Origin of the sequence: Streptomyces sp. NPDC001292, assembly GCF_042896465.1 — a bacterium.
Classification (GTDB): Bacteria; Actinomycetota; Actinomycetes; order Streptomycetales; family Streptomycetaceae; genus Streptomyces.
In genome coordinates, this window is sequence record NZ_JBIAXG010000014.1 from 1 (window position 1) to 25,762 (window position 25,762).

A 25,762-nucleotide genomic window follows, 5' to 3' on the forward strand; every position below is an offset into this window, starting at 1 on the left:
AGTACGCCCAGTACGAGGACTTCCGGTCGGCACACCGAGAGCACGCACCGGACGCCGCTCCTCAACGGGCAAACGTTGCCTGCCGGGGCACTAGTAGGCTTGGTCAGGTGTATATCGGTTCGGGTATGTCGCGGTGGCAGGTGGTGCAGGTGCCGGCCCAGGTGACGAGGAGTGCCTGCAGTTGGCGGACGATCTGGTAGAGGCTCAGCCCTGCGCCGCGTCTTTTGGGGCTCGTGCCAGCCGCTGCAGCGTGCAGAAGGCATGCGCGACGGACACGAGGGTGACGTGGTGGTGCCAGCCGTTCCAGGTACGGCCCTCGAAATGGGCCAGGCCCAGGGCCTGTTTCATCTCCCGGTAGTCGTTTTCGATGCGCCGGCGGAGCTTGGCCAACCACACGAGTGTGGCCAGCGGCATGCCCGGGGGCAGACTGGACAGCCAGAACTGCACCGGCTCGCTCTCAGTGGCGGGCCATTCGGCCAGCAGCCAGCGCTCGGGCAGCTCCGGACCCTCCGTGGCCTGACGGATCTCGCGCCCGGCAGGCCGGATGCGCAGGGCAACGAAACGCGAGTACATGCGCTTCAACCCGCTGCGGCCGGTGCCCGGCCTGGAACCCTCGCGCCAGGACACGGGCCGGGCCGCCTGCCGGCCGGCCTCCCTCGCCAGTTCTTTCACCGTCTTGGGCTTGTCCGGGTACGTCGCCACCGGTGGGCGACCGGTGCCCTGGCAGGGCGGGGCGATCGGCGGGCATGAGCGGGATGAGCAGTGAGCCGGGAAGAGATTCCGACCGCGTAGGCCAGTTTCCGTTCCTCCACATCCGCAACCTGAGGGCCGTCACCCGCCAACTCAACGACAGACCCCGAATGGTCCTCGGTGACCGGACCCCGGCCGAGGCCATGCGAGACTGGGGCATAGCACTGCGATTCAACTGATTCGTAACCATCGATGGAAACCGCCTGAGAAGCATGAAGAATTTGTTACACGGTTCCGAGTCCGTACCACCCGGCCCCCAGGCGTGCGGCGGCGGGAACGGAGAAGTGGAATGAAGGACGAGGCATACACGCCGGAGTTCTTCCTGTGCATCCTCCCGGGGGGTGACGCCTCTGGCTCGGAAGGAGGATGCGGAGCACGGTGCGAACTGCGAAGCTGACGGTGTGTGGGGTTCCGGGGAGTACTGGCTGGTCATCGCCCTGGCCTTGGCGTGCGCAACTGCGGGCTGGCTGGGCGCGGCACTCCTGCGGGCACGGCGGCTGCACCGCAAAACACTGGAGGAGCGCGGCTGGCTGCTGGAGCGGGAACGCGAGAGTGCGGCGCGGACCGCGGTCGACGCCGAGCGGGCCAGGATCGCGTCGGACCTCCACGACATCGTCAGCCACAACGTCAGCCTAATGGTGGTCCAGGCCGGCGCCGCCCGCGAGGTGCTCGCCACGATGCCCGACGAGGCCGCGGCCGCGATGAGGGCCGTGGAGACCGCCGGACGCAACGCGATGACCGATCTGCGGCACTTGCTGGGTCTGCTCGCGCCCTCGCAGAGCGGTGAGGACGAACCGAGCGAGAACGACCTGTCACCGCAGCCGAGTCTGAGCCAGCTCAGCCCGTTGATCGACCGGATCGCGTTCGCGGGACTGCCGGTCGAGGTGCGGATCTCCGGGGAGCCGAGGCCGCTGCCGACCGGGATAGACGTCACCGCCTACCGGATCATCCAGGAGGCGCTGACCAACGCCCTCAAACACGGGGACGGTACGAAGGCCAAGGTGATGGTGCGTTATGCCGACCACTGGCTCCGGGTCGAGGTGCTCAACGGCGGGCCGAGCGTGCTGACCGGGAGCGACGAGGCGCCGAAGACAACGGCGAACGGAGCGGGACACGGACTGCTGGGCCTCCGGGAGCGGGTCGCCGTCTACGGCGGCGACCTGGACGCCCGGCGCCGCCTGGGCGGCGGTTTCCGTGTCCGCGCCCGCATCCCCCTGGACCGGCCGTGACACCCCCCGAGCCCGCCCCGCGCGTGGTGGTCGCGGACGACCAGGAGCTGGTCCGCACCGGCTTCCGCCTGATCCTGACAGTCCGTGGGATCGATGTGGTGGGCGAGGCGTCCGACGGCGTGGAAGCGGTGGCGGCGGTGCGTGAACTGCGTCCCGATGTCGCGCTGCTGGACATCCGCATGCCGCAGATGGACGGGCTCGAGGCCGCCCGCCGGATCATCGCCCAGTCTCCGGACTGCCGGGTCATCATGCTGACCACCTTCGACCTCGACCACTACGTCTACGCCGCCCTCTCCGCCGGTGCCAGCGGCTTCCTGCTGAAGGACGTCACCCCCGAGCATCTCGCCGCCGCGGTCCGTCTGGTGAACACCGGTGACGCGCTGCTCTCGCCGTCGATCACCCGCCGCCTGGTGGAGCGCTTCGCCGCGCCCGGCAGCGGCAGCGGCGGCGGTGGCACCCAGGGCGTCCGGGGTGCCACGGTCCCGGCCACCCACCGGGACCTCGTCGCGCTGACACCGCGTGAGCTCGAGGTGCTGACGCTGATGGGCCACGGACTGTCCAATGCCGAGCTGGCGCGTGATCTGACGCTCAGCGAAGCCACGGTGAAGACCCATGTGACCCGGATCTTCACCAAGCTCTCCCTGCGCGACCGCGCCCAGGCCGTCGTCCTCGCCTACGAGACGGGGCTCGTCGCACCGGGCGGCTCGGCGGATCGACGTGACCGCCTACCCCACGCCCCTTGATTCCGTGACCGACTACCCCACGCCCGGCCTTTCGGGCGGCGGACGGGGATGAGGGTGCCGATGCCGGCGCCGATTTAGCCCTTGTCGGCCGGGGTGGGCAGTCCGTCGGCTGCCGCTTTGTACAGCGCGGGGAGCGCGTGGATGCGGGCGGCGGTGATGTCGGGGTGGAGCCGGGTTCGACGTCAAAGACCCACAGCGGAGTGCCGTCCGGGGCGGCCAGGAACTGCGCGTTCCCGCCGAACGCGTCGCGGCCGAGGACGAGCGGCCCGCCGGAGCCTGGCACGCGGAGTGGGAGACCCTGCGCGACCTGCTCCGGCTCATCGGGGGCGCGGCCCGGGACGCGGCGGAACTGGTCGCCGGTCTGCAGGTGCACCCCACGCGGATGCGGGAGCACCTGGACATGGCCGCAGGACTGATCGTGTCCGAGCGGCTGACCGCCTTCGTCGCAGCCCGGCTGGGCCGCGCCCGCGCCGAGGAACTGCTGACGGAGGCGGCACGAGCCGCCCGCAGAGGGGGCCGGGGACTGGCCGAGGTGCTGGCCGAGGAGCCCGCGCTGAAGGATCTCGACCTGGCCCACGCCCGCCCTCGTCCGTGATCGCAGCGCGGCGCAGGTGGGGAGAGGTGCTGCTGCCGTCGGAGACCTCACAGACGGCATCGAGCCACGTGCCCCGGGACCCTCGCCTGCCTACGACTCTGGCTGCCCTGACTTTGCGGATACGACCGAGTCGGGCTCGGATTCGTCGTGGATGGTCAACGCTCCGGCGAGATCGAGGTCGGCGTTGGTGCCGTGTGCCCCGGCGCGGACGAGCAGCACCGCGCCGAGCGCGGTGCTCCAGAACGTCCTGACTTCTACGTTGAGTGGTCGGCGGGCACTCCAGCCGCGAGCGTCGAGGAGCTGGCTCACGAAGCGCGCGGATTGCCGGAAGAGCAACTGGAGGTGCCGGTCGACCACAGGGCCGAGTTCGGGCTTGGAGATCGCGGCTGCGAGTGCTCGCGCGAGTGACGGAAGTGAGGGCAGGGACAGTACGGCGCGGGCGATGTTGCGGCGGAATGTCGCCGCATCGGGAGCTTGGCGACCGATGCGCTCAATCCGCCGGGTGTCGTGCAGCAGGCCGAGAAAAGCGGCGTGCACGAGCAGCGAGTCCTTGGAGCCGAAATAGTAGGTGACCTGGTTGGGGAAGACCCCTGCCGCGTTCGCGATCTCCGCGACGCTCACCTCGGCGCCGGGCCGCTCCTTGCAGAGCCGGGCAGTGACCTCGATCAGTCGGCGCCTCGTCGCGCGACCACGGTCGAGCCCCTGAGGCGGCGTTGCTCGGGCTTCGGTTCGCTTTCTCTCCACGGTCGAATTGTATGTGATACAACAAGGCTGCTCGTTTGTATGACGTACAAGAGAGGTCGAAGCATGCAGCGCACTGAAGTCGTCGTGACCGGACTTGGCGCGATCACACCACTCGGTCGAGATGTGGTGTCCACATGGAACGCCCTGCTTGCCGGCGAGTCCGGCATCCGCGGCGGCGTCCTGCGCGGCCACGAGGACATCAATCTTCCCGAGACCGTCGCGGGGGTGATGGCGGTCGACCCCGCCGAGTTGCTGCCGCCAGTGCAGGCCAGGCGGCTCGACCGCGCGCAGCAGGCAGCCTTCATCGCGGCGGCCGAAGCCTGGTCCGATGCAGGCGCTCCGGACGTGGACCCCGACCGGCTCGCATCGGCGATCGGCACGGGCATCGGCGGTGTACGGACGCTGTTGAAGGAAGACGACGTACTGGAAGCGGTCGGGGCTCGGCGCGTCTCGCCACGCACGGTCCCGATGCTCATGCCTAACGCAGCGGCGGCGCTGATCAGTATCGAATACGGCGCACGGGCCGGGGTGTACACCCCTGTCTCGGCGTGCTCTTCCGGTGCCGAGGCGATCGCCCTGGGCGCGAGGCTCATCCGTTCCGGCGAGGCGGACATGGTGATCGCGGGTGGGACCGAGGCCCCGATCACCCCCATCACGGTCGCCGGCTTCGCCCAGGCTCAGACACTGTCGCGGCACACCGCTGAACCCGCGTCAGCATCACGTCCGTTCGCAGCGGACCGCAGCGGACTCGTCCTCAGTGAAGGTGCTGCTGTCGTGGTGCTCGAAAGCGCCGAGCATGCCGACGCCCGGGGCGCACGCGTCCACGCGGTGCTCGCGGGCGCCGGCATCGCCGCCGACGCTCACCACATCACGGCGCCCGATCCGGACGGCTCCGGTCAGATCTCGGCTATGCGGAAGGCCCTCGCGCAGGCGGACTTGGTTCCCGGGCAGATCAGCCACATCAACGCCCACGCCACCGGAACTCCAGTCGGCGACGTCGCCGAGGCGCACGCGATCGGGAAGGTCTTCGGCCGCGCCACCGTGACAGCCCCCAAGGCGGCGCTCGGCCATCTCTTTGGCGCCGCCGGCGCCATCGAAGCGCTCATCACCGTCCTCAGCGTGGAGCACGGCGTCATCCCGCCGACCCGCAATCTCACCACGGCCGGCGTCTGTCCCGACATCGATCTCGATGTCGTCACAGAGCGACGAGACGTCCCCCAGAAGGCCGTGCTCAGCAACTCCTTCGGCTTTGGCGGACAGAACGTCTCACTCATCGTCACCGCTGCACGGCACCCCGCGTCCCGTGCAGCCTCGATCACACCATGACGCACCCGAACTACCCAGCCAAGGTCGCCCTCGCCTGCCTACGCCTCTGATTGTCCTGACTTTGCGGACACCACCTAATCCTGCCCGGCCCCGTCGTCGTCCTCGTCCAGCTCTGGCGCGTCCGGGTTGCGCAGCGGGCGCAGGCCGCCGCCGGCGGCCGGGGTGGAGGCGGTGAAGCTGTAGCGGCCCAGGATGTCCTTGTCTGGACACCTTCGGGTGAGGGTCGTTCCGACTGCGCTGCGGTGAGCTTGCTGTCCTCGTTGAGCCGTCCGAGTGGCGGTCGGGGAGGCTGTGTGCGATCTGGCGATCTTCCTTCTCGTGCTGGACGGTGGACTGCGGCCCGGCGAGGTCCTCTCGCTGCATGTTGCCGATATCTCCTACGGCCGGCGCCGGGTGACGACGTCACCGTCGCCGACGGCTGCCCGGGCAGGGCCAACGGCAGCGCGGGCGCCAGCGATTCGTCCTCGGTCCGGGCCGCCTTGCGCGCCTCCGGAGCGACCGCGTCTGCGGTCAGGGCCCCGGCCCGCAACGCGGTCGCGAGACCGGCGACCAGGTGCTCGTGCGCGATGTGCCGGCCCAGCAGCAAAACCTCGATCAGGGCTCGGGTGCCCTCGGTCGGCGCCCTTGCCGGACACCGGGCCAGTGTCATCGGCGGTAGCCGCCACAGGGCGACGGCGCCCGCCGCGAAGGTACGACACGAACCTCCGCCGATACCCGATGACTCATCAGTAGAGTTAGCAAAGGGTCAGCAAGAGTCCTGCCACAGCTACCCACAGACGGACACACTGTGGAATTGCCAGCACCACGCATGGGGGCCTGCGGCACGTCCAGCCGCCCTCCCGCACGCGATGGGGGACGGGAGACAACGCACGACGGCGAGTCGCCCACCCGTCACCGACCAATCAGCCGTTTCCGCAGCTCAGCGAACCCTTCCCCGCGGCCTCAGCGACGTCGGCGGCAACTCGGGGGCCGGCAGTGGGTCCCCGTCGTACCCCTGCACCTCTCCGAATCTTGTCCCTTCCATCCAGTCCCGACAAGCCTGCACGATCTCGTCTTGCGACCGTCCGATCCAGTTCCAGAACATGATCAGTTCCTCCTCGAACGGCTCGCCGCCCAGGAGCATCAGACCCGCGTCCGACTCGGCGCGCAGGGGGAGTTCGGTGCGGCCGCAGCCGAGGTAGAGCATCGAGCCGGGCAGGACGGGGACGCCGTCGACGTGGGTCTCGCCGGACATGGAGAGCACGGCGTACTCGAAGTCCGGGTCCAGCGGGAGGCGTACGTCGGCGCCGCGGGTCAGGGCCAGGTCGGCGCCCGTGATCGGGGTGTACGTCGTTCCCGGCGAGGTCGCGCCGTCGAGGTCGCCCAGGATCAGGGTGGCCGTGAGGCCGGGGGCGGTGACCGTCGGCAGTTCGGTGTGGTGCTCGAAGCGCGGGTCGGTGTGGCGGTGGGCGTCCGGGAGGGCGACCCACAGTTGCGCGCCGTGCAGGAAGCGGGCGTGCGACCTGGGGCTCTCCTCGGAGTGGCTGATGGCCCGGCCGGAGGTCATCAGGCCCAGCTCGCCGGGGCGGATCAGCTGGAGGCTGCCCGTCGAGTCACGGTGCAGCACCTCGCCCTCGTGCAGCCAGCTCACCGTCTGCAGGCCCATGTGCGGATGCGGCGGGACCTGCATGCCGGGCTCGTCGGCGATGTCGTCGGGGCCGTAGTGATCGACGAAGCACCAGGCGCCCACCATGCGGCGGCCCAGGTTCGGCAGCAGCCGCCTCACCTCCGTGGACTCGCCGAGCTTGACGCGACGGGGGCTGAGGAGTTCCCGTACGGGCTCCGCCACGACGAAGCCACGGCCGCCGCACACCGCGGGAACCGACTCGCGATCAAGATTGCTCATGGCGCCCAACCTAGCCCCACGAAGGCCGTTTGAGCCCCGGCATGCCGTCGTCGGCGGGCTTCACCGCCGACGACGGCAACGTAGTGGAATATTCAACCAATCATGCCTGTTGACGCGGCCGGTGGCTCCGAACGAGGCACCTGAGGAGGTCACGAGTGGACACGACGTACTACGAGCACGGAACCCCGGCGGAGCGCTGGGAGCGGGCGCAGATGTTCTTCGACGCCCGGGACTACGCCGCCGCGGCCCGCGTGCTGGACGGGCTGGTCGAGGAGGTGCCGGAGCAGACCGGCCCCCGGCTGCTGCTGGCGCGTGCCTACTACCACTCGGCACAGCTGCGCCGGGCCGAGGCCGAGTTGCGCGTCATCGTCGAGCGCGACCCGGTGGAGCACTACGCCCGGTTGATGCTGGGCCGCACCCTCCAGCGGCAGGGCCGCCAGGACGAGGCCGAGACGCACCTGCGGGTCGCCTCCGCCCTCGCGGGCGACTTCGGGGACCGATGAACGGTCGGAGCGGCTGAACGGTCAGAGCGGCGCCGCCGGGTGGAGGAGCAGGAACAGGGTGACCGCGGAGTTCGCCGAGGACATCGCGGACACCACCGCACCGGCGGCGGCGCCCCACACGGCGGCGCCGACCGCTGTGAAGACCGACGGCCAGTGCCGGCCCGCCGGTGCCGGCGCCAGCAGGGCGGCGACCCGTCGCGGCACCGGGCCGCCGGCGACCACCGCGGCGAGAGTGGGCGCGGGCGCGCCGGACGACAGCAGGGCCGCCTTGCCGATCGCCCGCGCGACCACGCGCCGGTCGCCGACCGCGCGGGCCGCGTCCTCGTCGGCCCAGCGCTCGACGGTGTAGACGACGGCGGACCGCAGCGGCCGCAGGAACGGGTTGGCGCGGGCCGCGACGTGGACGGTGAGCAGATGACGGTGGTGGCGGGCCGCCAGGTGAGCGCGTTCGTGCGCGAACACGGCGCGCCGTTCGTCCGGAGCGAGGCCGTCGAGAAGTGCCGTGGTGACGACGATCCGGTCCTGGCTGCCGGGCAGGGCATAGGCGTACGGCGTGGTGTCGGGCAGGACGACGACGGGTGCGCCGCGCAGCCCGGTCAGGGCCCGGCGGGCGCGACGGGCCACTCGCCGGTGGCGCCACAGGGTGCGCGCGCAGGCCACCGCGACCAGTCCCAGGGCGGGGATCGCCGCACGGCCCGCGACCCGGTCGCGTGAGACGACCGCCCTGATCTCCGGGTCGGCCCACCCTTCCGGAACCGGGCTGCCGGTCAGCTGTGCGGCACCGATGACCGTGAGCAGGGCGAGGCACAGCGTGCTTGCCGGGCCGGCCGAGCGCCATGGCATCCTGGCGTGATGGCTTCCCCCCGTGCGCGTACACCCCTGGCCGAGCAGGTCGAGGAACTCCTCGCCGGCGGCGGCCCGTTGCCCATCGTCGCCGCCGGCGACCCGGTACTGCGGCGCGCCGCCGAACCGTTCGACGGCCAGCTGGAGCCCGCGCTGCTGGCCCGCTTCGTCCAGGCGATGCGCCTGACCATGCACGCGGCGCCGGGCGTGGGACTGGCCGCGCCGCAGGTCGGGGTGGAGCTGCGGATCGCGGTCATGGAGGATCCCGCACCTGTGCCGGACGAGGTGCGAGTGGCGCGCGGACGGGTGCCGCTGCCCTTCCGCGTGCTGGTCAATCCGTCGTACGAGGCCGTCGGCACCACGCGTGCCGCCTTCTACGAGGGCTGCCTGAGCGTCCCGGGCTGGCAGGCCGTGGTGGCACGGCACGCCGAGGTGCGCCTGCGGGCCGTGGACGAGCACGGGCGCCCGGTGGACGAGGTGTTCTCGGGCTGGCCCGCCCGGATCGTCCAGCACGAGACCGACCACCTCGACGGCACCCTCTACCTCGACCGCGCCGAACTCCGTTCCCTGTCCTCCAACGACGCGATGGCGCGTCGCTGGACCCAGCCGACCCCGGCGGAGGCCGCGCAGGCGCTCGGCTTCGAGTTGCCGTAGGACCACGCGGGTGCGCGGTCAGCCGCGGTAGGCCTCCAGCAGGCGGAGCCACACCTCGCTGATCGTCGGGTAGGACGGGACCGCGTGCCACAGGCGGTTGACGGGAACCTGGCCGGCGACGGCGACGGACGCCGAGTGGAGCAGCTCGCCGACGCCGGGGCCGACGAAGGTGACACCGCGCAGGATCTCGGCGTCGAGGTCGACGACCATGCGGGCGCGGCCGCGGTAGCCGTCGCCGTACAGGCCGGCCCCGGCGACCGAGGAGAGGTCGACGTCGACGGCCCGGACGCGGTGGCCGGCCTGTTCGGCTTCGGCCAGGGACAGGCCCACGGCCGCGGCCTCCGGGTCGGTGAAGACGACCTGCGGTACGGCGTGGTGGTCGGCGGTGGCGGCGTGCGCGCCCCATGGGTCCGTCTCCAGCAGGGGCACACCGGCCGCACGGGCGCCGATCGCGTCGCCCGCGATCCGGGCCTGGTACTTGCCCTGGTGGGTGAGGAGCGCGCGGTGGTTCACGTCGCCGCACGCGTACAGCCAGGTGCTGCCCTGCACGCGCAGGCTGTCGTCGACCGGCAGCCAGGAGCCGGGCTCCAGGCCCACCGTCTCCAGGCCGATGTCGTCGGTGCGCGGCGCGCGCCCGGTGGCGAAGAGGACCTCGTCGGCCTCGACACGGTCGCCGTTGCCGGTGACGGCCACGACGGCGCCGTTCTCACGGGCGACGGACTCCACCGCGGTGCCGGTGCGGATGTCGGCGCCGGCCTCCGTGAGGGCGTCGGCGACCAGTTCGCCGGCGAAGGGTTCCATGCGGGGCAGCAGCCCCTTGCCCCGGACCAGGACGGTGACCTGCGAGCCGAGCGCCTGGTAGACGGTGGCCATCTCGGTGCCGACGACACCGCCGCCGACGATGATCAGCCGCCCGGGCACCTGCTCGGCGCTGGTGGCCTCGCGGCTGGTCCACGGCTTGACGGCGTCGAGCCCGGGCAGGTCCGGCAGTTGGGCGCGGCTTCCGGTGCAGACGGCGACGGCGTGCCGGGCGGTCAGCGTCCTGCGCGTGCCGTCGGGGCCGTCGGGGCCGTCGACCGTGACCGTACGCGGACCCGCCAGCCGGCCGTGCCCGCGGTGGAGGTCGGCGCCGATGCCGTCCAGCCACCGCACCTGGCCGTCGTCGTGCCAGTGCGAGGTGTACTCGTCCCGGCGGGCGAGGACCGCGGCGGCGTCGAGGGAACCGCGCACCGCCTGGCTCAGGCCCGGCAGACGGCGGGCGTCGGCGCGGGCGATGACCGGGCGCAGCAGGGCCTTGCTGGGCATGCACGCCCAGTACGAGCACTCTCCGCCGACCAGTTCGCTCTCCACGATCGCGGTGGACAGGCCGGCCGCCCGGGTGCGGTCGGCCACGTTCTCCCCCACGGGTCCGGCGCCCAGCACCACGACGTCGTACGCGATGGTTTCCGTTTCGGTCATGGGGTCAGTCTGGTGGGTGGTGTGCGCCCTGGCCACACGGGTACGTGCGCGGAATACCCGTAGGGTCGGCCGTGTTGTGCCGACGGCTTCGCCCCACGCCAGTAAGCCGACACCAGGAAGCACCAGGAAGAGGGATACGCCATGAGCAGCACCGTGGAGCTGACCAAGGAGAACTTCGACCAGACGGTCACGGACAACGAATTCGTCCTCATCGACTTCTGGGCATCCTGGTGCGGTCCGTGCCGTCAGTTCGCCCCGGTCTACGAGAAGGCGGCCGAGGACAACCCTGACCTGGTGTTCGGCAAGGTGGACACCGAGGCCCAGCCGGAGCTGGCGGCGGCCTTCGGCATCCAGTCCATTCCGACCCTGATGATCGTCCGCGACCAGGTCGCCGTGTTCGCGCAGCCGGGTGCGCTGCCCGAGGCCGCTCTGGCGGACGTGATCGGACAGGCCCGCAAGCTGGACATGGCCGAGGTCCGCAAGGCGGTCGCCGAGCAGCAGAACGGTCAGTAGATCCTCGGATCGGTCAGTGAGTCTCGACGGGCTGCTCTCCGAGCGTGCCGGGCGGTGGGTGTCCTTCCCCTGGGAGTGGCGCCCACCGCTTCGTCGTAGCGCCGGTCGGCCGGTCGCAGGGCCAGGTCAGTCACACGGGGGGCACGCGAGGTCATATGGACTCGCGGTTCAAGTGGACTCGCGGTGGACCACCGTCGCGCCCAGCACCGCGTGCCGTTCGGGCGGGGCGCCGGGGTCGCGTACGGCGCGGTCGACCAGTTCGGCCAGGTCTCGGCCGGAGGGCAGGTCGATGTGGACGGTGCTCAGCCGGGGCCGCAGCAGCCGTCCGAGCATGAGGTCGTCGGCGCCGATCACGGCCGTGTCCTCGGGGATCCGTACGCCGCTGTCCTGCAACGCGCGCATCAGCAGCATGGCGTACTCGTCGTTGTAGGCGAACACCGCGTCGAGGCCGAGGTCGCGCCAGCGGGCGGCGAGGCGGGCGGCGGACCGCTCGTCGTAGGCGAGGGACAGTTCGGTCACGCTGCCGTCGGTGCCTCGCAGGGCTCGCCGTACGCCGGCGAGCCGGGGCCGGGAGAACATGTCCAGTCCGCGCTCCTCTGGCACGACCACGCCGACGCGGCGCCGGCCGCGGGCGTGCAGGTGGGCACCGGCCCGGTGGCCGACGCCCTCGTGGTCCATGAGCAGCGCGTGGGCCCCTTCGACGGGCTCCGGGCCGAGGGTGACGACGGCACGCGCGCCGGAGCGTTTGAGCACCGCCACTCCCCCGGGTCCGAGCCCCGCGCCGGACACCAGGACGGCGACCGGGCGCAGTTCGGCCCAGGCCCGGACGGTCTCGTCACCGGGCAGGCAGGCGGTGGCGTGCTGTACGACGGTGTAGTCGAGGAGGCCGAGCGCCCATTGGAGTTCTTCCAGGAAGCGGCTGTAGAGCGGGCCGGCCGGGAGGGCCGGGGCGGGCATCAGGACCATACGGCTGTGTCCCGCGCGCAGGCTGCGCGCCGCCGCGTGCGGCACGTACCCGAGTTCGTCGGCGGCCTCGTGGACCCGGCGGCGGGTGGGCTCGCTGATGCGGACGGCTCTGCTGTTGTTCAGGACGTAGGAGACGGTCGCGCGCGAGACGCCGGCCAGTCGGGCCACGTCGGCGCTCGTGGGCACGGAGCGCGGAGCGGGCGCCGGGGGCACGGCGGGTTTGGGAATCTGCACCATGACGTACCGCATCTTGGCAGAAGCCGCGGGCCGTCCGTCTGGTGAACTGCCCTATTACAGACGGAAGTTGAAACAGCAACAGATGTGGGACGGGCGCACGGAGGACAAGGACGCGAAGGTCGCCCTGCCGGGTCGCGCCGCCCGTGCGATGCCTCCCCAGCGCCCGGCCTCGCCGGGCCGGACGGCGCGGGCCTCATCGGGCCGGACGGCGCGAGGCTCGCCCATGTCGCCCGGCCGGATGATGTCGAGGCCACCGTGCCCTCGACGGGAAGGCCGCTCGCGCGCGTGGGCCGCGTGCGCCAAGCCGCTCGCGCGCGGAGGCCGCGGCGGCGGGGGCACCCGCTCTGGCGGGGCCTCCCACCCTGCCAGGGTGCGGCGCGGGGTTGCCGACCACTTGGGGCGGGACAGCCGCCTGGCCGTGCGCGGCGCGCCCGCTGCGCCGGGACGCCGTGTACGGCGCGCGGCACCGGGCAGACGCACCCGACCAGCCGCCCCGGCGGGACGCCACACCCCCGGGCCCTCGGGCTACTCACACCGCGACCGGGACACGATCCCGCGGGTGTGGTGCCGATGGCGAGGCCGCCCGGCACCGGGTGGCAGGCAGCCGGGCCAGGACGGCGGCCGCCGCGCGTCCCGCAAGGCACGGCCGCTCCTCCGCACGAGCGCGCCGCGACCCCCGCCGCAGGTGTTCGCCGGACATGTTCGCCGCGCGCCGCTGAGCCGGCCGGACCGGCTCCCCGGCTCTCAGCGGGGCGGCTCCGTGGAGGTGATCCGCGCGACCAGATCGTGCCAGCCCGCCTGCAACCGCTCCATCGGCATCTGGCACTGCCTGGTCAGATGGTGGATGAGGGCGGGCTCGAGGTACCCCATCAGCGTGTGGGCGAGGAGTTCGCTGTCCGCGTCCGGGACCGCCTGCCGCAGCAGCATCGCCACGTGGGCGTACTGGACCTGGCGGGCGGGTACGGCGAAGCGGCGGGCCGGGCCCGGATCGGCCGCCAGTTGCAGTTCCAGGTCGTCGGCCGCGCGGCGCAGCGCCACGCAGCCGAAGGCCCGCAGCCGCTCGGCGGGCGGCGCGCCGGGGCCCATGGGAGGAGGCCCGCTGAGGAACGCGGCCTGGAACTTCCGCTCCGAGTGGTCCAGCAGCGCCCTGAGCAGGCCGGTGCGGTCACCGAAGCGGCGGAAGACCGTCCCTTTGCCCACCTCGGCCGCCGCGGCGACGGCCTCCATCGTGACTCCGGCCGCGCCATGCTCGGCGACCAGGCGCGCGGCGGCGTCCAGCAGCCGGGCGCGGTTGCGGGCCGCGTCGGCCCGCAGACAGGGCTCGTCCTCGCCAGTGCCGAATTCGAGCAACACCGGCTGGGCCAGCGGCTCCCGGGTCTCCTGAGGTTCTTGAGGCTCCTGGGGCTTCTGAACGGGCGGCAGGGGACGGGACATGAAGACAGCGTAAGGCATCCGGAAGCGAACTGGACCGCGGTCCGGTTAAGTGGTAGAAAATTAAACGGACCTCGGTCCGGATCCCTAACGCCATTGTGTCATCCCCCTTGGAGTCCCCCATGTCTGTTCGCATCCTCGCGCTCGTCGGCAGCCTCCGCTCCGGCTCGCACAACCGCCAGCTCGCCGAGGCCGCGACCAAGCTCGCCCCCGCGGGCGCCGAGGTCGAGCTGTTCGAGGGCCTGGCCGACGTCCCGTTCTACAACGAGGACATCGACGTCGAGGGCAGCGTGCCGGCCGCCGCCGCCAAGCTGCGCGAGGTCGCCGGCTCCGCCGACGCCTTCCTGCTGTTCTCCCCCGAGTACAACGGCACCATCCCGGCCGTCCTGAAGAACGCCATCGACTGGCTGTCCCGCCCGTACGGCGCCGGCGCCTTCGTCGGCAAGCCCGTCGCCGTCATCGGCACCGCCTTCGGCCAGTACGGCGGCGTGTGGGCGCAGGACGACACCCGCAAGGCCGTGGGCATCGCCGGCGGCAAGGTGATCGAGGACATCAAGCTCTCCATCCCCGGCTCCGTGACCCGCTTCGCCGAGACCCACCCGGTCGACGACGCCGAGGTCGCCGCCCAGCTCACCGAGGTCGTCGCGCGCCTGCACGGCCACACCGGTGACGTGGCTGCCGCCTGAGCGACCCCTGGAAGGGGCACGGCGCCCAGTGGGCGCCGTGCCCCTTCCGGCTTTCCGCGAGGCTCCACGTCCGAGTCCCGACACCCGTGCCTACGGGCAGGACTCCCCGAACTTGACCGCCGTGAAGGACACCGGCTGTCCCTTCAGCTCGGTACCCGGGCCCGGACTCTGGGAGCACACCCGCCAGTTGCTCTCCACCAGCACCCACCGGTCGACCGGGGACGCGTCCTTCACCGTGAGCGACGGCTCGCGTCGAGGGCGGCACGAGCCGCCTTCACCGACCTCCCCTTGAAGTCGGGCACCCTCGGTCCGGCAGCGTCGTCCGCGGCGGCTTCTGCGCCAAGGGCGGCAAGGCCGGATCGGTCGGCGGCTGACCCATGAGACGCGAACCCCGCAGCCCGAGGCCCGGCTGGGAGCAGACGGTGCTCCAGTCAGGCCTTCCGTTCCACACCGAAACCCTGCCCGACGGCAGCAGGCTGCCCTGCTGGAACGAGAGCGCCGCCTACGTTCTCACCTCGCACGAGGTGGACTACCTGGAGGACGTCACCGAGGAACTGCACGCGATGTGCGTCGCGGCGGCCCGGCACGTCCTGGAGAAGGGCGACGTCGAACGCCTCGGCATCGCCCCCCGCTGGGCGAGACCGATGCTCGAGACCCTCGAGAACGAGTCACCGAGCGTCTACGGCAGATTCGACCTCGCCTGGGACGGCACGGGCGACGCCAAGCTGTACGAGTACAACGGCGACGTTCCGGCGGCGCTCCTCGAAGCCGCGGTGCTCCAATGGCAGTGGCTGGAGGACGTGCACCCGGACCGCGACCAGTTCAACACGATCCACGAGCGCCTGGTGCAGACGTGGCAGCGCCTGGCTCCGCGGCTGGGCGGCCAGGTCCACTTCGCGCACTCCGTCGACGAGCCCGACGAGGACATCATCACCACGGCGTACCTCCGGGACACGGCGGCCGAGGCGGGCCTTCCCACGGTGGGCCTGACGATGGAGGAAATCGGCTGGCACAGCGGCATCCGGCGCTTCGTGGACCTGAGCGACGTCCCCATCGACTCGAATCGTAGGCCCGGGACGCGGGTACCGGGGGAGTGACGGGTCCCGGGAAATGAGGGGTGCACCATGACATCGCCTTCCGAGCACGGCACCGGACCGGCCGGCCGGGCGGAGCCGGAACCGGAACCGGAACCGCGGGTCCTGTGCGACGCCCGGGCGCTGACAGACGCCCCGCCGGTACCGGGCGGCGTGCTGTGGAAGCTGGCGGAGTCCGGACGCCAGCTCGACGCGAACGTCGTACGGCTGGCGCCCGGCGCGGGCGTGGCGCCGCACCGCGAACCGGACCTGGACGTCCTGCTGTTCGTCGTCGCGGGCAGCGGTGTGCTCGGCGCGGGCACCGGCGGCGAGCCGCGTCAGCTGACCGAGGGCGCGGCGGTCTGGCTGCCGCACGGCTCCACGCGCAGCCTCACCGCCGGCCCGGACGGCCTGGCCTACCTCACCGTCCACCGGCGCCGCCCCGGCATGCGGATCCGCCCCCGTGAAGAGGCTTCCTGAGCACGCTCTAGGGTTCCCCCGTGACTGCCTTTACCGATGAGAACGTGCCCGGCCGTTACGGCCCCACCGCCACCACCGAGGCCGACCCGCGCGAGGTCGGACGGGTGCGCACCGAGTACGCGCCCGCGCACGACGGCGACCCCGACCCCGGGGAGATCGTCTGGACCTGGGTGCCCTTCGAGGAGAACGACGGCCGGGGCAAGGACCGGCCGGTGCTGGTGGTGGCGCGGGAGGCCGCCGGGACACTCCTGGCCGTGCAGCTGTCCAGCAGGGCGCACGACGGCGACCGCGAGTGGGTGGCCATCGGCAGCGGCCCCTGGGACCGGTCGGGACGGGACTCGTGGGTGGACGTCGACCGGGTGCTGCGGCTGCACGAGGACGGCATGCGCCGTGAGGCGTGCGCGCTGGACCGGATGCGGTTCGGTCTCGTGGTGCACCGCCTGCGCGAGCGCTACGGCTGGAGCTGACCCGACGGCCGCACGCACGCCAGGGCGTGCGCATCACCCGGTCGGAGTAGCAGCGGGCGACGGGGCCCGGTGGCCGCGGGACGCCCGCGAAGGGGCGGACGCATACGGAAGGCGCCGGGCCCCGACATCGCGGGCGAGTGCCTGAAATATCGCGGATACGGAGTTTTGGCGCCACGATTGTCGCGATTTGCACCCTTGTGCGAATCGGCCGGAGGGTTTTGGCTGGGACGATGCGGCCCCGGCCCGGCCCTCCGACCGCCGGGCCGGCGGCATGGTGGAATCTCAGGAGGATCCCGATATGTCCGATGCGCAGCCCACCTCGGCGGGCGGCCGTGCGGAACCCCGTACCGCCGTCACCGAGGCCGAGGCCGAGGCTCTGGTCAGCGGCATCTGCTTCAAGACCGGACCGCCCCGCGCCCTCGGGGTCGAAGTGGAATGGCTCGTCCATGAGCTGCGTACGCCGCGGCTCCCCGTCACACCCGAACGTCTCGAAGCGGCCTACGCCGCACTGCGGACCGTGCCCCTGAGGTCGGCGCTCACCGTCGAACCCGGCGGCCAGCTGGAGTTGAGCTCGCCGCCCGCCGCCTCCCTGATGGAGTGCATCGGTACCGTCTCCGCCGACCTCGACACCGTCCGCGCCGTACTGGCCGAGGACGGACTCCGTCTCGTCGGTGTCGGCCACGATCCCTGGCACACCCCCCGCAGATTCCTGCGCGAGCGGCGCTACGACGCCCTGGAGGCCTGCCTGGACCGCGGTGGCCCGGCAGGCCGGCACATGATGTGCGCCTCGGCGTCCGTACAGATCTGCGTGGACGCCGGCCACGAGGAGCCCGGACCACTCGGCCACGGACGCCGCTGGTGGCTGGCGCACCAGTTGGGCGCGGTGCTGGTGGCCGCGTTCGCCCACTCCCCGCTGGTGGCGCGGCGGCCCACCGGCTGGCTCTCCACGCGGCAGCTGATGTGGATGGAGATCGGCCCGGGACGGGCCGGCGCCCCCGCGCTGAACGGCAATCCCCGCGCCGCCTGGGCCCGGCACGTGCTGGACGCGCCGGTGATGTGCGTACGGCACGACGACGGGCCGTGGGAGGTGCCCGACGGGCTCACCTTCCGCAGGTGGATCCGCGCGCGCCGGCCGAGGCCGCCGACCCGGGCGGATCTCGACTACCACCTCACCACGCTGTTCCCGCCGGTCCGGCCGCGGGGCCACCTGGAACTGCGCATGATCGACGCCCAGCCCGGCGACGACGGGTGGATCGTGCCGCTGGCCGTCACCGCGGCGCTGTTCGACGACCCGGAGGCGGCGGAGACCGTCTACCGGGTGGTGAAGCCCCTCGCCGAGCGGTCCGGGCCGCTGCCCGCGCCGCACAATCCGCTGTGGACCGAGGCGGCCCGCTCCGGGCTCGCCGACCCCGACCTGCGCGAGGCGGCCGTAACCTGCTTCGCCGCCGCCCTGGAGGCCCTGCCCCGGCTCGGCGCCACCACCGAGGTCACGGACGCCGTCGCGGCGTTCCAGGACCGCTACGTCCGCCGGGGCCGCTGTCCCGCCGACGACCTGCTGGACCGGCTGCGCGGTTCGGAGCACCCCCGTTCCCGCCTCCGCCCGAACCGGGGAACCCCCACCGCACACGGGAAGGACATCGCTCCATGACCGATCCCGCCCTCGACGCCGAGACGCTGCGCGAGCGCGCGCTGCGCTCGCTCAGCACGGCCCGTGACCGCACCACGCTGCTGACCACCTGCGTGGAGGAGCCCGACCTCACCGCCCAGCACTCGCCGCTGATGTCCCCGCTGGTGTGGGACCTCGCCCACATCGGCAACCAGGAGGAGCTGTGGCTGCTGCGGGCGGTCGCCGGCCACGAGGCGATGCGCCCCGAGATCGACAACCTCTACGACGCCTTCGAGCACCCGCGCGCCGAACGCCCCTCGCTTCCGCTGATGGCCCCCGGCGAGGCCCGGGGCTACGCGGCCGAGGTGCGCGGCCGGGTGCTGGACGTCCTGGAGTCCACCGCGTTCCACGGCACCCGGCTGACCGAGGCCGGCTTCGCCTTCGGCATGATCGCGCAGCACGAGCAGCAGCACGACGAGACCATGCTGATCACCCACCAGCTCCGCCGGGGCCCGCAGGCCCTGACCGCGCCGGACCCGGAGCCGGCCCCGCCGTTCACCGGTCCGCCCGAAGTCCTCGTACCCGGAGGCCCGTTCACCATGGGCACCTCCACCGAGCCATGGGCGCTGGACAACGAGCGGCCCGCGCACGTGCGTAAGGTGCCGCCGTTCTGGATCGACACCACCCCGGTGACCAACGCCGCCTACCAGGCGTTCATCGAGGACGGCGGCTACACCGAGCCCCGCTGGTGGGCACCGGACGGCTGGACCCACATACGGCGGCACGACATCGACGCGCCGCTGTACTGGCGGCGTGACGGCGGCCAGTGGCTCCGCCGCCGGTTCGGCGTCACCGAGGCCGTACCGCCCGACGAGCCAGTGCTGCACGTGTGCTGGTACGAGGCCGACGCCTACGCCCGCTGGGCCGGACGCCGGCTGCCCACCGAGGCCGAGTGGGAGAAGGCGGCGCGTCACGACCCGGTGAGCGGGCGCTCGACGCGCTACCCGTGGGGCGACGCCGACCCCACGCCGGAGCACGCCAACCTCGGTCAGCGGCATCTGCGACCGGCGCCGGCCGGCAGCCATGCGGGCGGGGCGTCGGCGCTGGGCGTACGGCAGTTGATCGGGGACGTGTGGGAGTGGACGGCGAGCGACTTCCTCCCCTACCCGGGCTTCACCGCGTTCCCGTACAAGGAGTACTCGGAGGTCTTCTTCGGGCCGGAGTACAAGGTGCTGCGCGGCGGTTCGTTCGCCGTGGACCCGGTGGCCTGCCGGGGCACGTTCCGCAACTGGGACCATCCGATCCGGCGGCAGATCTTCTCCGGGTTCCGCACGGCCCGTTCGGAGAACACCTGATGTGCCGTCACCTGGCGTACCTGGGACCCGAGGAGCCGCTCGGCCGGTACCTGGTGGAACCGGCGCACAGCCTGTACCGGCAGGCGTGGGCGCCCCGGCACCAGCGGCACGGGACGGTCAACGCCGACGGCTTCGGGGTGGGCTGGTACGCGGAGTGCGACCCGGTGCCGGCCCGCTACCGCCGGGCCGGTCCCGTCTGGGCCGACCTGTCCTTCGCCGACCTGGCCCGGGTCGTGCGCACCTCGGCACTGCTCGCCGCGGTGCGGGACGCGACCCTTTCGGGCGCGGACGCGGAGGCCGCGGCGGCGCCGTTCGCCGCGGGCACCTGGCTGTTCAGCCACAACGGCGCCGTCACCGGCTGGCCGGACTCGCTCGCCGCGGTGTCCCGGACCCTGCCGCCCCGGGAGCTGCTGGCGCTGGAGGCCCGCAACGACTCGGCGCTCGTGTGGGCGCTGGTGCTGGCCCGGCTCCGCGGCGGTGACGAAGAGGGGCAGGCACTCGCCGACACCGTCCAGGAGGTCGCCGCGGCGGCCCCCGGCTCGCGGCTCAACCTGCTGCTCACCAACGGCGAGACGATCACCGCGACCGCCTGGGGCGACAGCCTGTGGTATCTGGCCGAGCCCGGCCGCCGCACGGTGGTGGCCTCCGAGCCCTACGACGACGACCCGCGCTGGCGTCAGGTGCCCGACCGCACCCTGCTCGCGGCGAGCCGCACGGACGTCCTGCTCACCCCGCTCAAGGACCCCACCGAGGACCTGGCACCCGCACGATCCGAGGAGCCCCGCACGTGAGTGAGTTCCATGTCACCCGCACCCTGCCCGAGGACGCCATGGCCGCGGCCCTGCGCGCCGATGTCCTGCACGGCCTGACCTCCGACCCCAAGACGCTGCCGCCGAAGTGGTTCTACGACGCGCGCGGCAGCGAGCTGTTCGAGCGGATCACCGAACTGCCCGAGTACTACCCGACCCGTGCCGAGCTGGAGATCCTCGCCGGCCGCGCCACCGAGATCGCCGCCGCGCTTCCCGCCCGCACGCTGGTCGAACTGGGCTCCGGCTCCTCGGAGAAGACGCGCCATCTGATCGACGCGCTGCCCGGGCTGCGCACCTACGTCCCCGTCGACGTCAGCGACACCGCGCTGGAACAGGCCGGGCGGACCCTGGTCGCCGAGCGGCCCAAGCTGAACGTGCAGGCGCTGATCGCCGACTTCACCACCGGCCTGACCCTGCCCCGCTCCCCCGGCCCGCGGCTCCTGGCGTTCCTGGGCGGCACGATCGGCAACCTGCTGCCCGGCGAACGCGCCGAGTTCCTGGCCGCGATGCGCGCCCTGCTCTCGCCCGGCGACGCGCTGCTGCTCGGCACCGACCTGGTCAAGGCCGAGGACGTGCTGGTCAGGGCGTACGACGACGCGGCCGGGGTGACCGCCGCGTTCAACAAGAACGTGCTGAACGTGGTCAACCGCGAGTTGGGCGCCGACTTCGACCCGGACGCCTTCGACCACGTGGCGCTCTGGGACGCGACCAACGAGTGGATCGAGATGCGGCTGCGCGCGCGCACCGCTCAGACGGTGAAGGTGCCCGCGCTGGATCTCGCCGTCCACTTCGCGGCGGGCGAGGATCTGCGCACCGAGGTGTCGGCGAAGTTCCGCAAGGACCGGGTGGGCGCGGAACTGGCCGCCACGGGACTTGAGTTGGAGCGGTGGTGGACTGACGGAGAGGAACGCTTCGCGCTGTCGCTGAGCGTGGTGCGGTGACGGAGGGGGCGGGGCACCGGGCGCCCCCTTCAGGCCCCGGGGGTCCTCCGGGCCGTCGCCCGGAGGGCCCCTCAGGGTGCCGGGCGGTCAAGCCAACTGCTCGGTGATCCGCCGTGAGGCGCGCCGGGCCTCCGTCGCCGGGTCGCCGCCGGAGAGCACCTTCGACATGTAGTCCCTGATCGGGTTGTCGGCCTCGACCGTGGCCCACTGCGGCGTGTTGGGGGTCGCCCGGCCGTGTGCGGCGCCCGCCGCCATGGCCGCGGCCCCCTCCTCGTCCGCGACGGCGGCGGCGAGCTTCGTCTTGTTGGGGACGTAGTTCATGGTGCGGGCCAGGTCGGTGTCCCATTTGGCGCCGGTGAAAGCGGCGACCACGGCGACGGCGCCGTCCCGGTCGGTGGTGTTCCGGGGCACGACGAGGTCTGAGCCGCCGGTGAACACCGTGCCCGGCCGGCCGGCGGTCTTGCCCGGCACGGGGAAGAAGCCCAGCTTGTCCTTGAGGGCGGGGTTCTTCTCCACGATGGTCCGGGCGAGGCCGGGCACCGCCACGATCTGCGCCACCTTCCCCCCGGCGAACACCTCCGCCTGCGGCGGGTGTTCCTCGTCGGCGTCGACCGGGCCCCGGCCGAGCGCCTGGAGTTGCCGGTAGAAGTCCATGCCGCGCAGCGCGGCGGCACTGTCCAGGGCGCCCTTCCAGCCGCTGCCGGTCTCCGTGGCGAGGTCGCCGCCCTCGTCCCAGATGAAGCCGGAGAGCGTGTACCAGTCCTGTCCGGCGAGGTAGATCCCCTGGTTGCCGCCGGAGTCGAGTTTCTCGCCGGCGGCGAGCCACTCGGTCCGGGTGCGGGGCGGTTTGATGAGGCCTGCCTGCTCGAACAGGTCCTTGCGGTAGATGACGACCCGGTTGGCCGCGTACCACGGGATGCCGTACTGGGAGGAGTTGTCCAGCCCCGGTTCGGCCAGACCGGGCAGCCAGTCCCGCATGCCCCAGTCCCGCATCGACTCCAGCGTCAGGTTGGTGAGCCTGCCGCCCTTGGCGTACTGCGCGACCTGGGTGTTGCCGACCTCGATGACGTCGGGGCCGTCCTCAGCGCGATTCGTGAGCGCGGCCTGTACCTTCGGACCGATGCCGGTCCACTCCTGGATGCGGATGTCGAGACGCAGGTCGCCGTGGGTGCGTTCGAAGTCCTCGGCGAAGCGGTTCAGGAAGTCCTGGGACGCGCTGCCCTTCATCATCCACACGGTGACGGTCTGCCGCCCGTTTCCGCCCTGCGACAGCACACCGCAGGCGCTGACCAGGAAGGAGGACGCACACAGCAGAGCGAGGAGGCGAGGTCTCACGAGGGGTCCTGTTCTTTCCGACGCACAGGGAAGGGGCCCGACGTGGGGGGACGAGCGGGGCTCGCGCGGGTGTGGTCTGCGATTTTGGTATGGACCAATGCCCGGGTCAAGTGATGTCCGGCTTGTCGTACCCCTTCGTCTCGCGCTCCGCCTCCGTATAGGGCACGGTGGAGTGACCCGCGCCACACGCGCGCCCGGAAGTCGTGACGCCCCGTGCCCGCGTCACCGGAGCCGCCCACCGAGAGGAGCCACCCGCATGACCGACCACATCTACCGGGTCACGGAGATCGTCGGCAGCTCGCACGAAGGCGTCGACCAGGCCATCCGCAACGCCATCACCCGCGCCTCGCAGACCCTGCGCAACCTGGACTGGTTCGAGGTGACCCAGGTCAGGGGCCAGCTCGAGGACGGGCAGATCGAGCACTACCAGGTCGGTCTGAAGGTCGGCTTCCGGATCGAGGACGTGGGCTGACGCAACTGCGTCGCTCTCGGGGCGTTCCTCGCTCTCCTGCGACTCAGGTGCGTCCCTCGCTCTCCTGCGCGGTCCTCAACTCGGCGGACGGCACCGTCCAGCGGGCGCGCAGGACACGGAACCCCTCCTGTTCGGCGTCCTCGCACACCAGCTCGTCGTCGTCCACGAGGACACGGATCTCCCGGTCGCGGGCGAGCCGCCGCAGTGTCTCCAGCTTGGTGCGGCGGGCCGGTCTGCGGTCGCCGTCGCGTCGCATGTGCACGCGGCCCTCGGGCAGCCCGTGGGCGGCCAGCCAGTCCAGGGTGTCCCGGCGGCACCGCTCGGGCCGCCCGGTGAGGTACACGACCTCGCATTCCGCCGCGCTCCGGCGGGCCAGCTCGACGCCCTGCCCGATCGGCGGATCCTCGGGCGCCGCCGCGAAGAAGCCGTCCCAGTCGCGCGGGCGGCGCTGGAGGAAGCGCTGCCGGTGCGCCGTGTCGGCGAGGGTGTTGTCCAGGTCGAACACGGCGAGCGGCCGTCTGTTGCTGTCCGTCACCCCGCCAGCGTAATCGGGCGCGCGTTGCCGGGCCCTCCCCGAAGGCGGGCCACGGCGCGGGCCACCGCCGTCCGGATGCGGGCCGCGCGGCCGCATCCCATGCTGGGTACATGCCCGGAGCACTGCCTGTGATCGTGCACCCGCCCTCCCCGACGGGCGGCCGGCGCGTCCGCGTGAACGGCGAGATCCTGGGGCTGGCCTACAGCGTCGCCGACGTCGCCGAGTTCCTGCGCCGCGCCGGGCTGGACGTCGATCCCGTGGAGGTCTCGGTCTCCCCACTGATCGACTGGCGCGGGGGCGGCCCCGAGTACTGGGGACCCGAGCCCGCCGACAGGCGCCGCTGAGCGCCGCGGGAACGGTCTGCCGACGGGGCACAGGACACGTTCGTCGCGGTTCGGGTTCAGGTCGTTTCCCTCACGCGCGTCTGCTGGATGGTGGCTCCGCCACCCGCGCTGACGGCGGCCACCACGGCCTGGTGCAGTTCCCGGCTGCGCCGCTCGGAACGGCAGGGCACGGGACTTCCGGTGAGGGTGAACCATTCGGAGGTGCCGGTGTACCCGACCGTCACGTCGGCCTCGTTGCCGTCCCAGGTGGTGTGGACGGTCAGGTTGCCGGTGACGACCCCCGCCTCGTCGGTCCGTACACCGCCCCGGCCGGTGAAGACCCCGGGGGTGGTCCATGATGCCCAGGCCATGACGTCGCCCTTCTCTCCTGCTCCTGCGCTCGGGTCCCGCGCCCTTCCACACTCGCCCGGCGGACCCCCTGTGTCATGGGGCCGCACGGCCCAGCCGGACGCCGATCGTCCTGCGGACGGAGCTCAGTACGGGCCACTCCGCATCGCGTCGGCTGGGCCGCGGACGACGACCACCGGGCACGCCGCGTGCTGAACGAGGTGCTGGCCGACCGACCCCAGCAGCGCCTCGGTGAATCCGCCGTGCCCCCGATTCCCCAGACCAGCAACTCCGCTCCCCGGGATGCCTCGAGCAGCGCACCCGCCGGGTGTCCGCGCTCGACCCGGGGCCGGATCTCGACCGCCGGTCGGGGCCGAAGGTCTCGTCGAGCGCCTGGGTGAGGACCTTCGCCGCGTTGTCCGCGCAATCGAATCCGGCGGCCATGGGGCTCGTGCCGTACCACAGCGGGTCCTCCCACGCGGTCACCGCCTCGGCCACGGCACCTGTCAGGGCGGCCTGCCGCGCCGCCCAGCGCAGGTCGGCCATCGACGGCTCGGAGCCGTCGACGCCGACCACGATCCGTGCGGACGCCATCAGGTCGCTCATGAGTCACCTGCCCTGGATCCGTACCTTCAGCTTGTCTCCCGCTCCTGCCCCGCGCACCCCGGGCGGCAGACGGGCCCGGTTGTCAGTGGCGGGTGGAAGACTGCCCGGCATGATCGAAGCAGACCCGAAGGCGAACCTTCTCCGCTATCTGCAAGACGCCCGTGACGCCCTGCTGTGGAAGCTCGAAGGGCTCTCGGAATACGACGTCCGCCGCCCTCTGACCCCCACCGGCACCAACCTGTTGGGGCTCGTCAAGCACACCGCCGGCGTGGAACTGGGCTACTTCGGCGATACGTTCGGACGGCCGTTCTTCGAGGGTGAGCCGCCGTCCTGGTGGTACACGGAGGACGCCGAGCCCAACGCGGACATGTGGGCCACCGCGGACGAGTCACGCGAGGAGATCGTCGGACTGTACCGGCGGGCGTGGGAACACGCGGACGGGACGATCGCGGAACTGCCGCTCGACGCGACCGGTCACGTCCCCTGGTGGCCGCAGGAGCGGCGAGAGGTGACCCTGCACCACATCCTGGTCCGCGTGATCGCCGACACCCAGCGGCACGCCGGCCACGCCGACATCGTCCGGGAACTCATCGACGGGACCGTAGGCCTGTCGAAGGGCTCCGACAACGTCCCTCCGGGCGATCGCACGTGGTGGGAGAACCACCGGCGCCGACTGGAGCGGGCCGCACGGGAGGCGGGCAAGGGCTGACAGGGGCTGATCCCGCCTCGGTTGACCCGGGACAGCGGACTGGGTCGCGGTTCCGGCACCTGATGCGGGTGGCCATCTCCGTGACGGAGGGAGTGGTCTCCTCGTCGACGCTGCTGAAGCGGCTGCCGCTCGGGGTCGCG

General features: G+C 72.2%; 26 protein-coding genes and 4 pseudogenes. 18 read left to right on the plus strand and 12 right to left on the minus strand.

All coding sequences use genetic code 11. The features are described from left to right. Nucleotides 1-204 precede the first annotated feature (204 nt). Nucleotides 205-812, minus strand: a pseudogene (locus ACFY4A_RS16870) (transposase); the annotation flags it as partial. Nucleotides 813-1,151: 339 nt separating this feature from the next. On the opposite strand from ACFY4A_RS16870, the gene ACFY4A_RS16875 reads away from it, so the two are divergent. From ACFY4A_RS16875 to ACFY4A_RS16885, 3 genes and pseudogenes are all read left to right on the plus strand, one after another. Further along, nucleotides 1,152-1,979, plus strand: a complete 828-nt coding sequence (locus tag ACFY4A_RS16875) for a sensor histidine kinase (protein WP_390830199.1) — start codon at nucleotides 1,152-1,154, stop codon at nucleotides 1,977-1,979. Beyond that, nucleotides 1,976-2,722: a response regulator gene (locus ACFY4A_RS16880; protein ID WP_390830200.1), complete on the plus strand. Its 747-nt coding sequence runs from the start codon at nucleotides 1,976-1,978 to the stop codon at nucleotides 2,720-2,722. Before ACFY4A_RS16875 ends, ACFY4A_RS16880 begins: the two co-directional genes overlap by 4 nt. A 244-nt stretch (nucleotides 2,723-2,966) precedes the next feature. Continuing rightward, a pseudogene (locus ACFY4A_RS16885) lies at nucleotides 2,967-3,293 on the plus strand (3-carboxy-cis,cis-muconate cycloisomerase); the annotation flags it as partial. 114 nt (nucleotides 3,294-3,407) lie between these two features. Here ACFY4A_RS16885 and ACFY4A_RS16890 read toward each other — a convergent pair. Beyond that, nucleotides 3,408-4,061, minus strand: coding sequence for a TetR/AcrR family transcriptional regulator C-terminal domain-containing protein (locus ACFY4A_RS16890; protein WP_390830201.1), 654 nt, complete (start codon nucleotides 4,059-4,061; stop codon nucleotides 3,408-3,410). Nucleotides 4,062-4,124: 63 nt separating this feature from the next. Between ACFY4A_RS16890 and ACFY4A_RS16895 the strand changes: the two genes are divergently transcribed. Continuing rightward, a complete protein-coding gene (locus ACFY4A_RS16895) occupies nucleotides 4,125-5,387 on the plus strand; it encodes a beta-ketoacyl-[acyl-carrier-protein] synthase family protein (RefSeq protein ID WP_390830202.1) in 1,263 nt (420 codons plus the stop codon). A 919-nt stretch (nucleotides 5,388-6,306) separates the two neighbouring features. Here ACFY4A_RS16895 and ACFY4A_RS16900 read toward each other — a convergent pair. After that, entirely contained in the window at nucleotides 6,307-7,272 is a 966-nt protein-coding gene (locus tag ACFY4A_RS16900) for a pirin family protein (protein WP_390830203.1), read from the minus strand. 155 nt (nucleotides 7,273-7,427) lie between these two features. Between ACFY4A_RS16900 and ACFY4A_RS16905 the strand changes: the two genes are divergently transcribed. Further along, nucleotides 7,428-7,775, plus strand: a complete 348-nt coding sequence (locus ACFY4A_RS16905; protein WP_390830204.1) for a tetratricopeptide repeat protein — start codon at nucleotides 7,428-7,430, stop codon at nucleotides 7,773-7,775. A gap of 21 nt (nucleotides 7,776-7,796) precedes the next feature. On the opposite strand, the gene ACFY4A_RS16910 is transcribed toward ACFY4A_RS16905, so the two are convergent. Beyond that, nucleotides 7,797-8,618 carry a M56 family metallopeptidase gene (locus ACFY4A_RS16910; RefSeq protein WP_390830205.1) on the minus strand — a complete coding sequence of 274 codons (822 nt, stop codon included), beginning with the start codon at nucleotides 8,616-8,618 and terminating at the stop codon, nucleotides 7,797-7,799. Between the two features lie 9 nt (nucleotides 8,619-8,627). Between ACFY4A_RS16910 and ACFY4A_RS16915 the strand changes: the two genes are divergently transcribed. Next, entirely contained in the window at nucleotides 8,628-9,272 is a 645-nt protein-coding gene (locus ACFY4A_RS16915; protein ID WP_390830206.1) for a peptide deformylase, read from the plus strand. An 18-nt stretch (nucleotides 9,273-9,290) separates the two neighbouring features. Here ACFY4A_RS16915 and ACFY4A_RS16920 read toward each other — a convergent pair whose 3' ends face one another. Beyond that, complete coding sequence (locus ACFY4A_RS16920) at nucleotides 9,291-10,730, minus strand: dihydrolipoyl dehydrogenase family protein (protein WP_390830207.1); 1,440 nt, start codon at nucleotides 10,728-10,730, stop codon at nucleotides 9,291-9,293. A gap of 129 nt (nucleotides 10,731-10,859) precedes the next feature. Between ACFY4A_RS16920 and trxA the strand changes: the two are divergent. Continuing rightward, nucleotides 10,860-11,243, plus strand: a pseudogene (gene trxA, locus ACFY4A_RS16925) (thioredoxin); the annotation flags it as partial. Nucleotides 11,244-11,411: 168 nt separating this feature from the next. Here trxA and ACFY4A_RS16930 read toward each other — a convergent pair. Together ACFY4A_RS16930 and ACFY4A_RS16935 are read right to left on the minus strand one after the other, a co-directional pair. Next, entirely contained in the window at nucleotides 11,412-12,446 is a 1,035-nt protein-coding gene (locus ACFY4A_RS16930) for a LacI family DNA-binding transcriptional regulator (protein WP_390830208.1), read from the minus strand. Nucleotides 12,447-13,190: 744 nt separating this feature from the next. Next, on the minus strand, nucleotides 13,191-13,898 hold the full coding sequence (locus ACFY4A_RS16935; protein WP_390830209.1) for a TetR/AcrR family transcriptional regulator: 708 nt from the start codon (nucleotides 13,896-13,898) through the stop codon (nucleotides 13,191-13,193). A gap of 101 nt (nucleotides 13,899-13,999) precedes the next feature. On the opposite strand from ACFY4A_RS16935, the gene ACFY4A_RS16940 reads away from it, so the two are divergent. The 8 genes from ACFY4A_RS16940 (at nucleotide 14,000) to egtD (ending at nucleotide 21,294) form a co-directional block, all read left to right on the plus strand. Next, nucleotides 14,000-14,563, plus strand: coding sequence for an NAD(P)H-dependent oxidoreductase (locus ACFY4A_RS16940; protein ID WP_390830210.1), 564 nt, complete (start codon nucleotides 14,000-14,002; stop codon nucleotides 14,561-14,563). Nucleotides 14,564-14,940: 377 nt separating this feature from the next. After that, entirely contained in the window at nucleotides 14,941-15,660 is a 720-nt protein-coding gene (locus ACFY4A_RS16945) for a glutathionylspermidine synthase family protein (RefSeq protein WP_390830211.1), read from the plus strand. A 27-nt stretch (nucleotides 15,661-15,687) separates the two neighbouring features. Beyond that, the gene (locus tag ACFY4A_RS16950) at nucleotides 15,688-16,116 is read left to right on the plus strand and encodes a cupin domain-containing protein (protein ID WP_390830212.1); all 429 of its coding nucleotides are present in this window, start codon (nucleotides 15,688-15,690) and stop codon (nucleotides 16,114-16,116) included. Nucleotides 16,117-16,136: 20 nt separating this feature from the next. Then, nucleotides 16,137-16,583, plus strand: coding sequence for a type II toxin-antitoxin system PemK/MazF family toxin (locus tag ACFY4A_RS16955; RefSeq protein WP_390830213.1), 447 nt, complete (start codon nucleotides 16,137-16,139; stop codon nucleotides 16,581-16,583). Between the two features lie 298 nt (nucleotides 16,584-16,881). Further along, nucleotides 16,882-18,231 (plus strand): ergothioneine biosynthesis glutamate--cysteine ligase EgtA, encoded by a 1,350-nt coding sequence (gene egtA, locus ACFY4A_RS16960; RefSeq protein WP_390830214.1) that lies wholly within the window; start codon nucleotides 16,882-16,884, stop codon nucleotides 18,229-18,231. Beyond that, nucleotides 18,228-19,544, plus strand: coding sequence for an ergothioneine biosynthesis protein EgtB (gene egtB / locus ACFY4A_RS16965; RefSeq protein ID WP_390830215.1), 1,317 nt, complete (start codon nucleotides 18,228-18,230; stop codon nucleotides 19,542-19,544). The genes egtA and egtB overlap by 4 nt, the downstream gene beginning before the upstream one ends. Beyond that, a complete protein-coding gene (gene egtC, locus ACFY4A_RS16970; protein ID WP_390830216.1) occupies nucleotides 19,544-20,335 on the plus strand; it encodes an ergothioneine biosynthesis protein EgtC in 792 nt (263 codons plus the stop codon). The genes egtB and egtC overlap by 1 nt, the downstream gene beginning before the upstream one ends. Next, the gene (gene egtD, locus ACFY4A_RS16975; protein WP_390830217.1) at nucleotides 20,332-21,294 is read left to right on the plus strand and encodes an L-histidine N(alpha)-methyltransferase; all 963 of its coding nucleotides are present in this window, start codon (nucleotides 20,332-20,334) and stop codon (nucleotides 21,292-21,294) included. The genes egtC and egtD overlap by 4 nt, the downstream gene beginning before the upstream one ends. An 87-nt stretch (nucleotides 21,295-21,381) precedes the next feature. Here the strand turns inward: egtD and ACFY4A_RS16980 are convergent, their stop codons facing one another. Then, complete coding sequence (locus ACFY4A_RS16980) at nucleotides 21,382-22,629, minus strand: extracellular solute-binding protein (RefSeq protein WP_390830218.1); 1,248 nt, start codon at nucleotides 22,627-22,629, stop codon at nucleotides 21,382-21,384. Nucleotides 22,630-22,885: 256 nt separating this feature from the next. On the opposite strand from ACFY4A_RS16980, the gene ACFY4A_RS16985 reads away from it, so the two are divergent. Then, nucleotides 22,886-23,101, plus strand: a complete 216-nt coding sequence (locus tag ACFY4A_RS16985; protein ID WP_390830219.1) for a dodecin — start codon at nucleotides 22,886-22,888, stop codon at nucleotides 23,099-23,101. 43 nt (nucleotides 23,102-23,144) lie between these two features. Here ACFY4A_RS16985 and ACFY4A_RS16990 read toward each other — a convergent pair whose 3' ends face one another. Beyond that, on the minus strand, nucleotides 23,145-23,636 hold the full coding sequence (locus ACFY4A_RS16990) for a hypothetical protein (protein WP_390830220.1): 492 nt from the start codon (nucleotides 23,634-23,636) through the stop codon (nucleotides 23,145-23,147). A gap of 110 nt (nucleotides 23,637-23,746) precedes the next feature. On the opposite strand from ACFY4A_RS16990, the gene ACFY4A_RS16995 reads away from it, so the two are divergent. After that, complete coding sequence (locus ACFY4A_RS16995) at nucleotides 23,747-23,980, plus strand: hypothetical protein (protein ID WP_390830221.1); 234 nt, start codon at nucleotides 23,747-23,749, stop codon at nucleotides 23,978-23,980. Nucleotides 23,981-24,036: 56 nt separating this feature from the next. Here ACFY4A_RS16995 and ACFY4A_RS17000 read toward each other — a convergent pair whose 3' ends face one another. The 3 genes and pseudogenes from ACFY4A_RS17000 to ACFY4A_RS17010 form a co-directional block, all read right to left on the minus strand. Continuing rightward, on the minus strand, nucleotides 24,037-24,330 hold the full coding sequence (locus ACFY4A_RS17000) for a hypothetical protein (protein ID WP_390830222.1): 294 nt from the start codon (nucleotides 24,328-24,330) through the stop codon (nucleotides 24,037-24,039). 123 nt (nucleotides 24,331-24,453) lie between these two features. Beyond that, complete coding sequence (locus ACFY4A_RS17005) at nucleotides 24,454-24,735, minus strand: universal stress protein (RefSeq protein ID WP_390830328.1); 282 nt, start codon at nucleotides 24,733-24,735, stop codon at nucleotides 24,454-24,456. A gap of 70 nt (nucleotides 24,736-24,805) precedes the next feature. Further along, a pseudogene (locus tag ACFY4A_RS17010) lies at nucleotides 24,806-24,913 on the minus strand (hypothetical protein); the annotation flags it as partial. A 109-nt stretch (nucleotides 24,914-25,022) separates the two neighbouring features. Between ACFY4A_RS17010 and ACFY4A_RS17015 the strand changes: the two are divergent. Next, on the plus strand, nucleotides 25,023-25,622 hold the full coding sequence (locus tag ACFY4A_RS17015) for a DinB family protein (RefSeq protein ID WP_390830223.1): 600 nt from the start codon (nucleotides 25,023-25,025) through the stop codon (nucleotides 25,620-25,622). Nucleotides 25,623-25,762 lie beyond the last annotated feature (140 nt).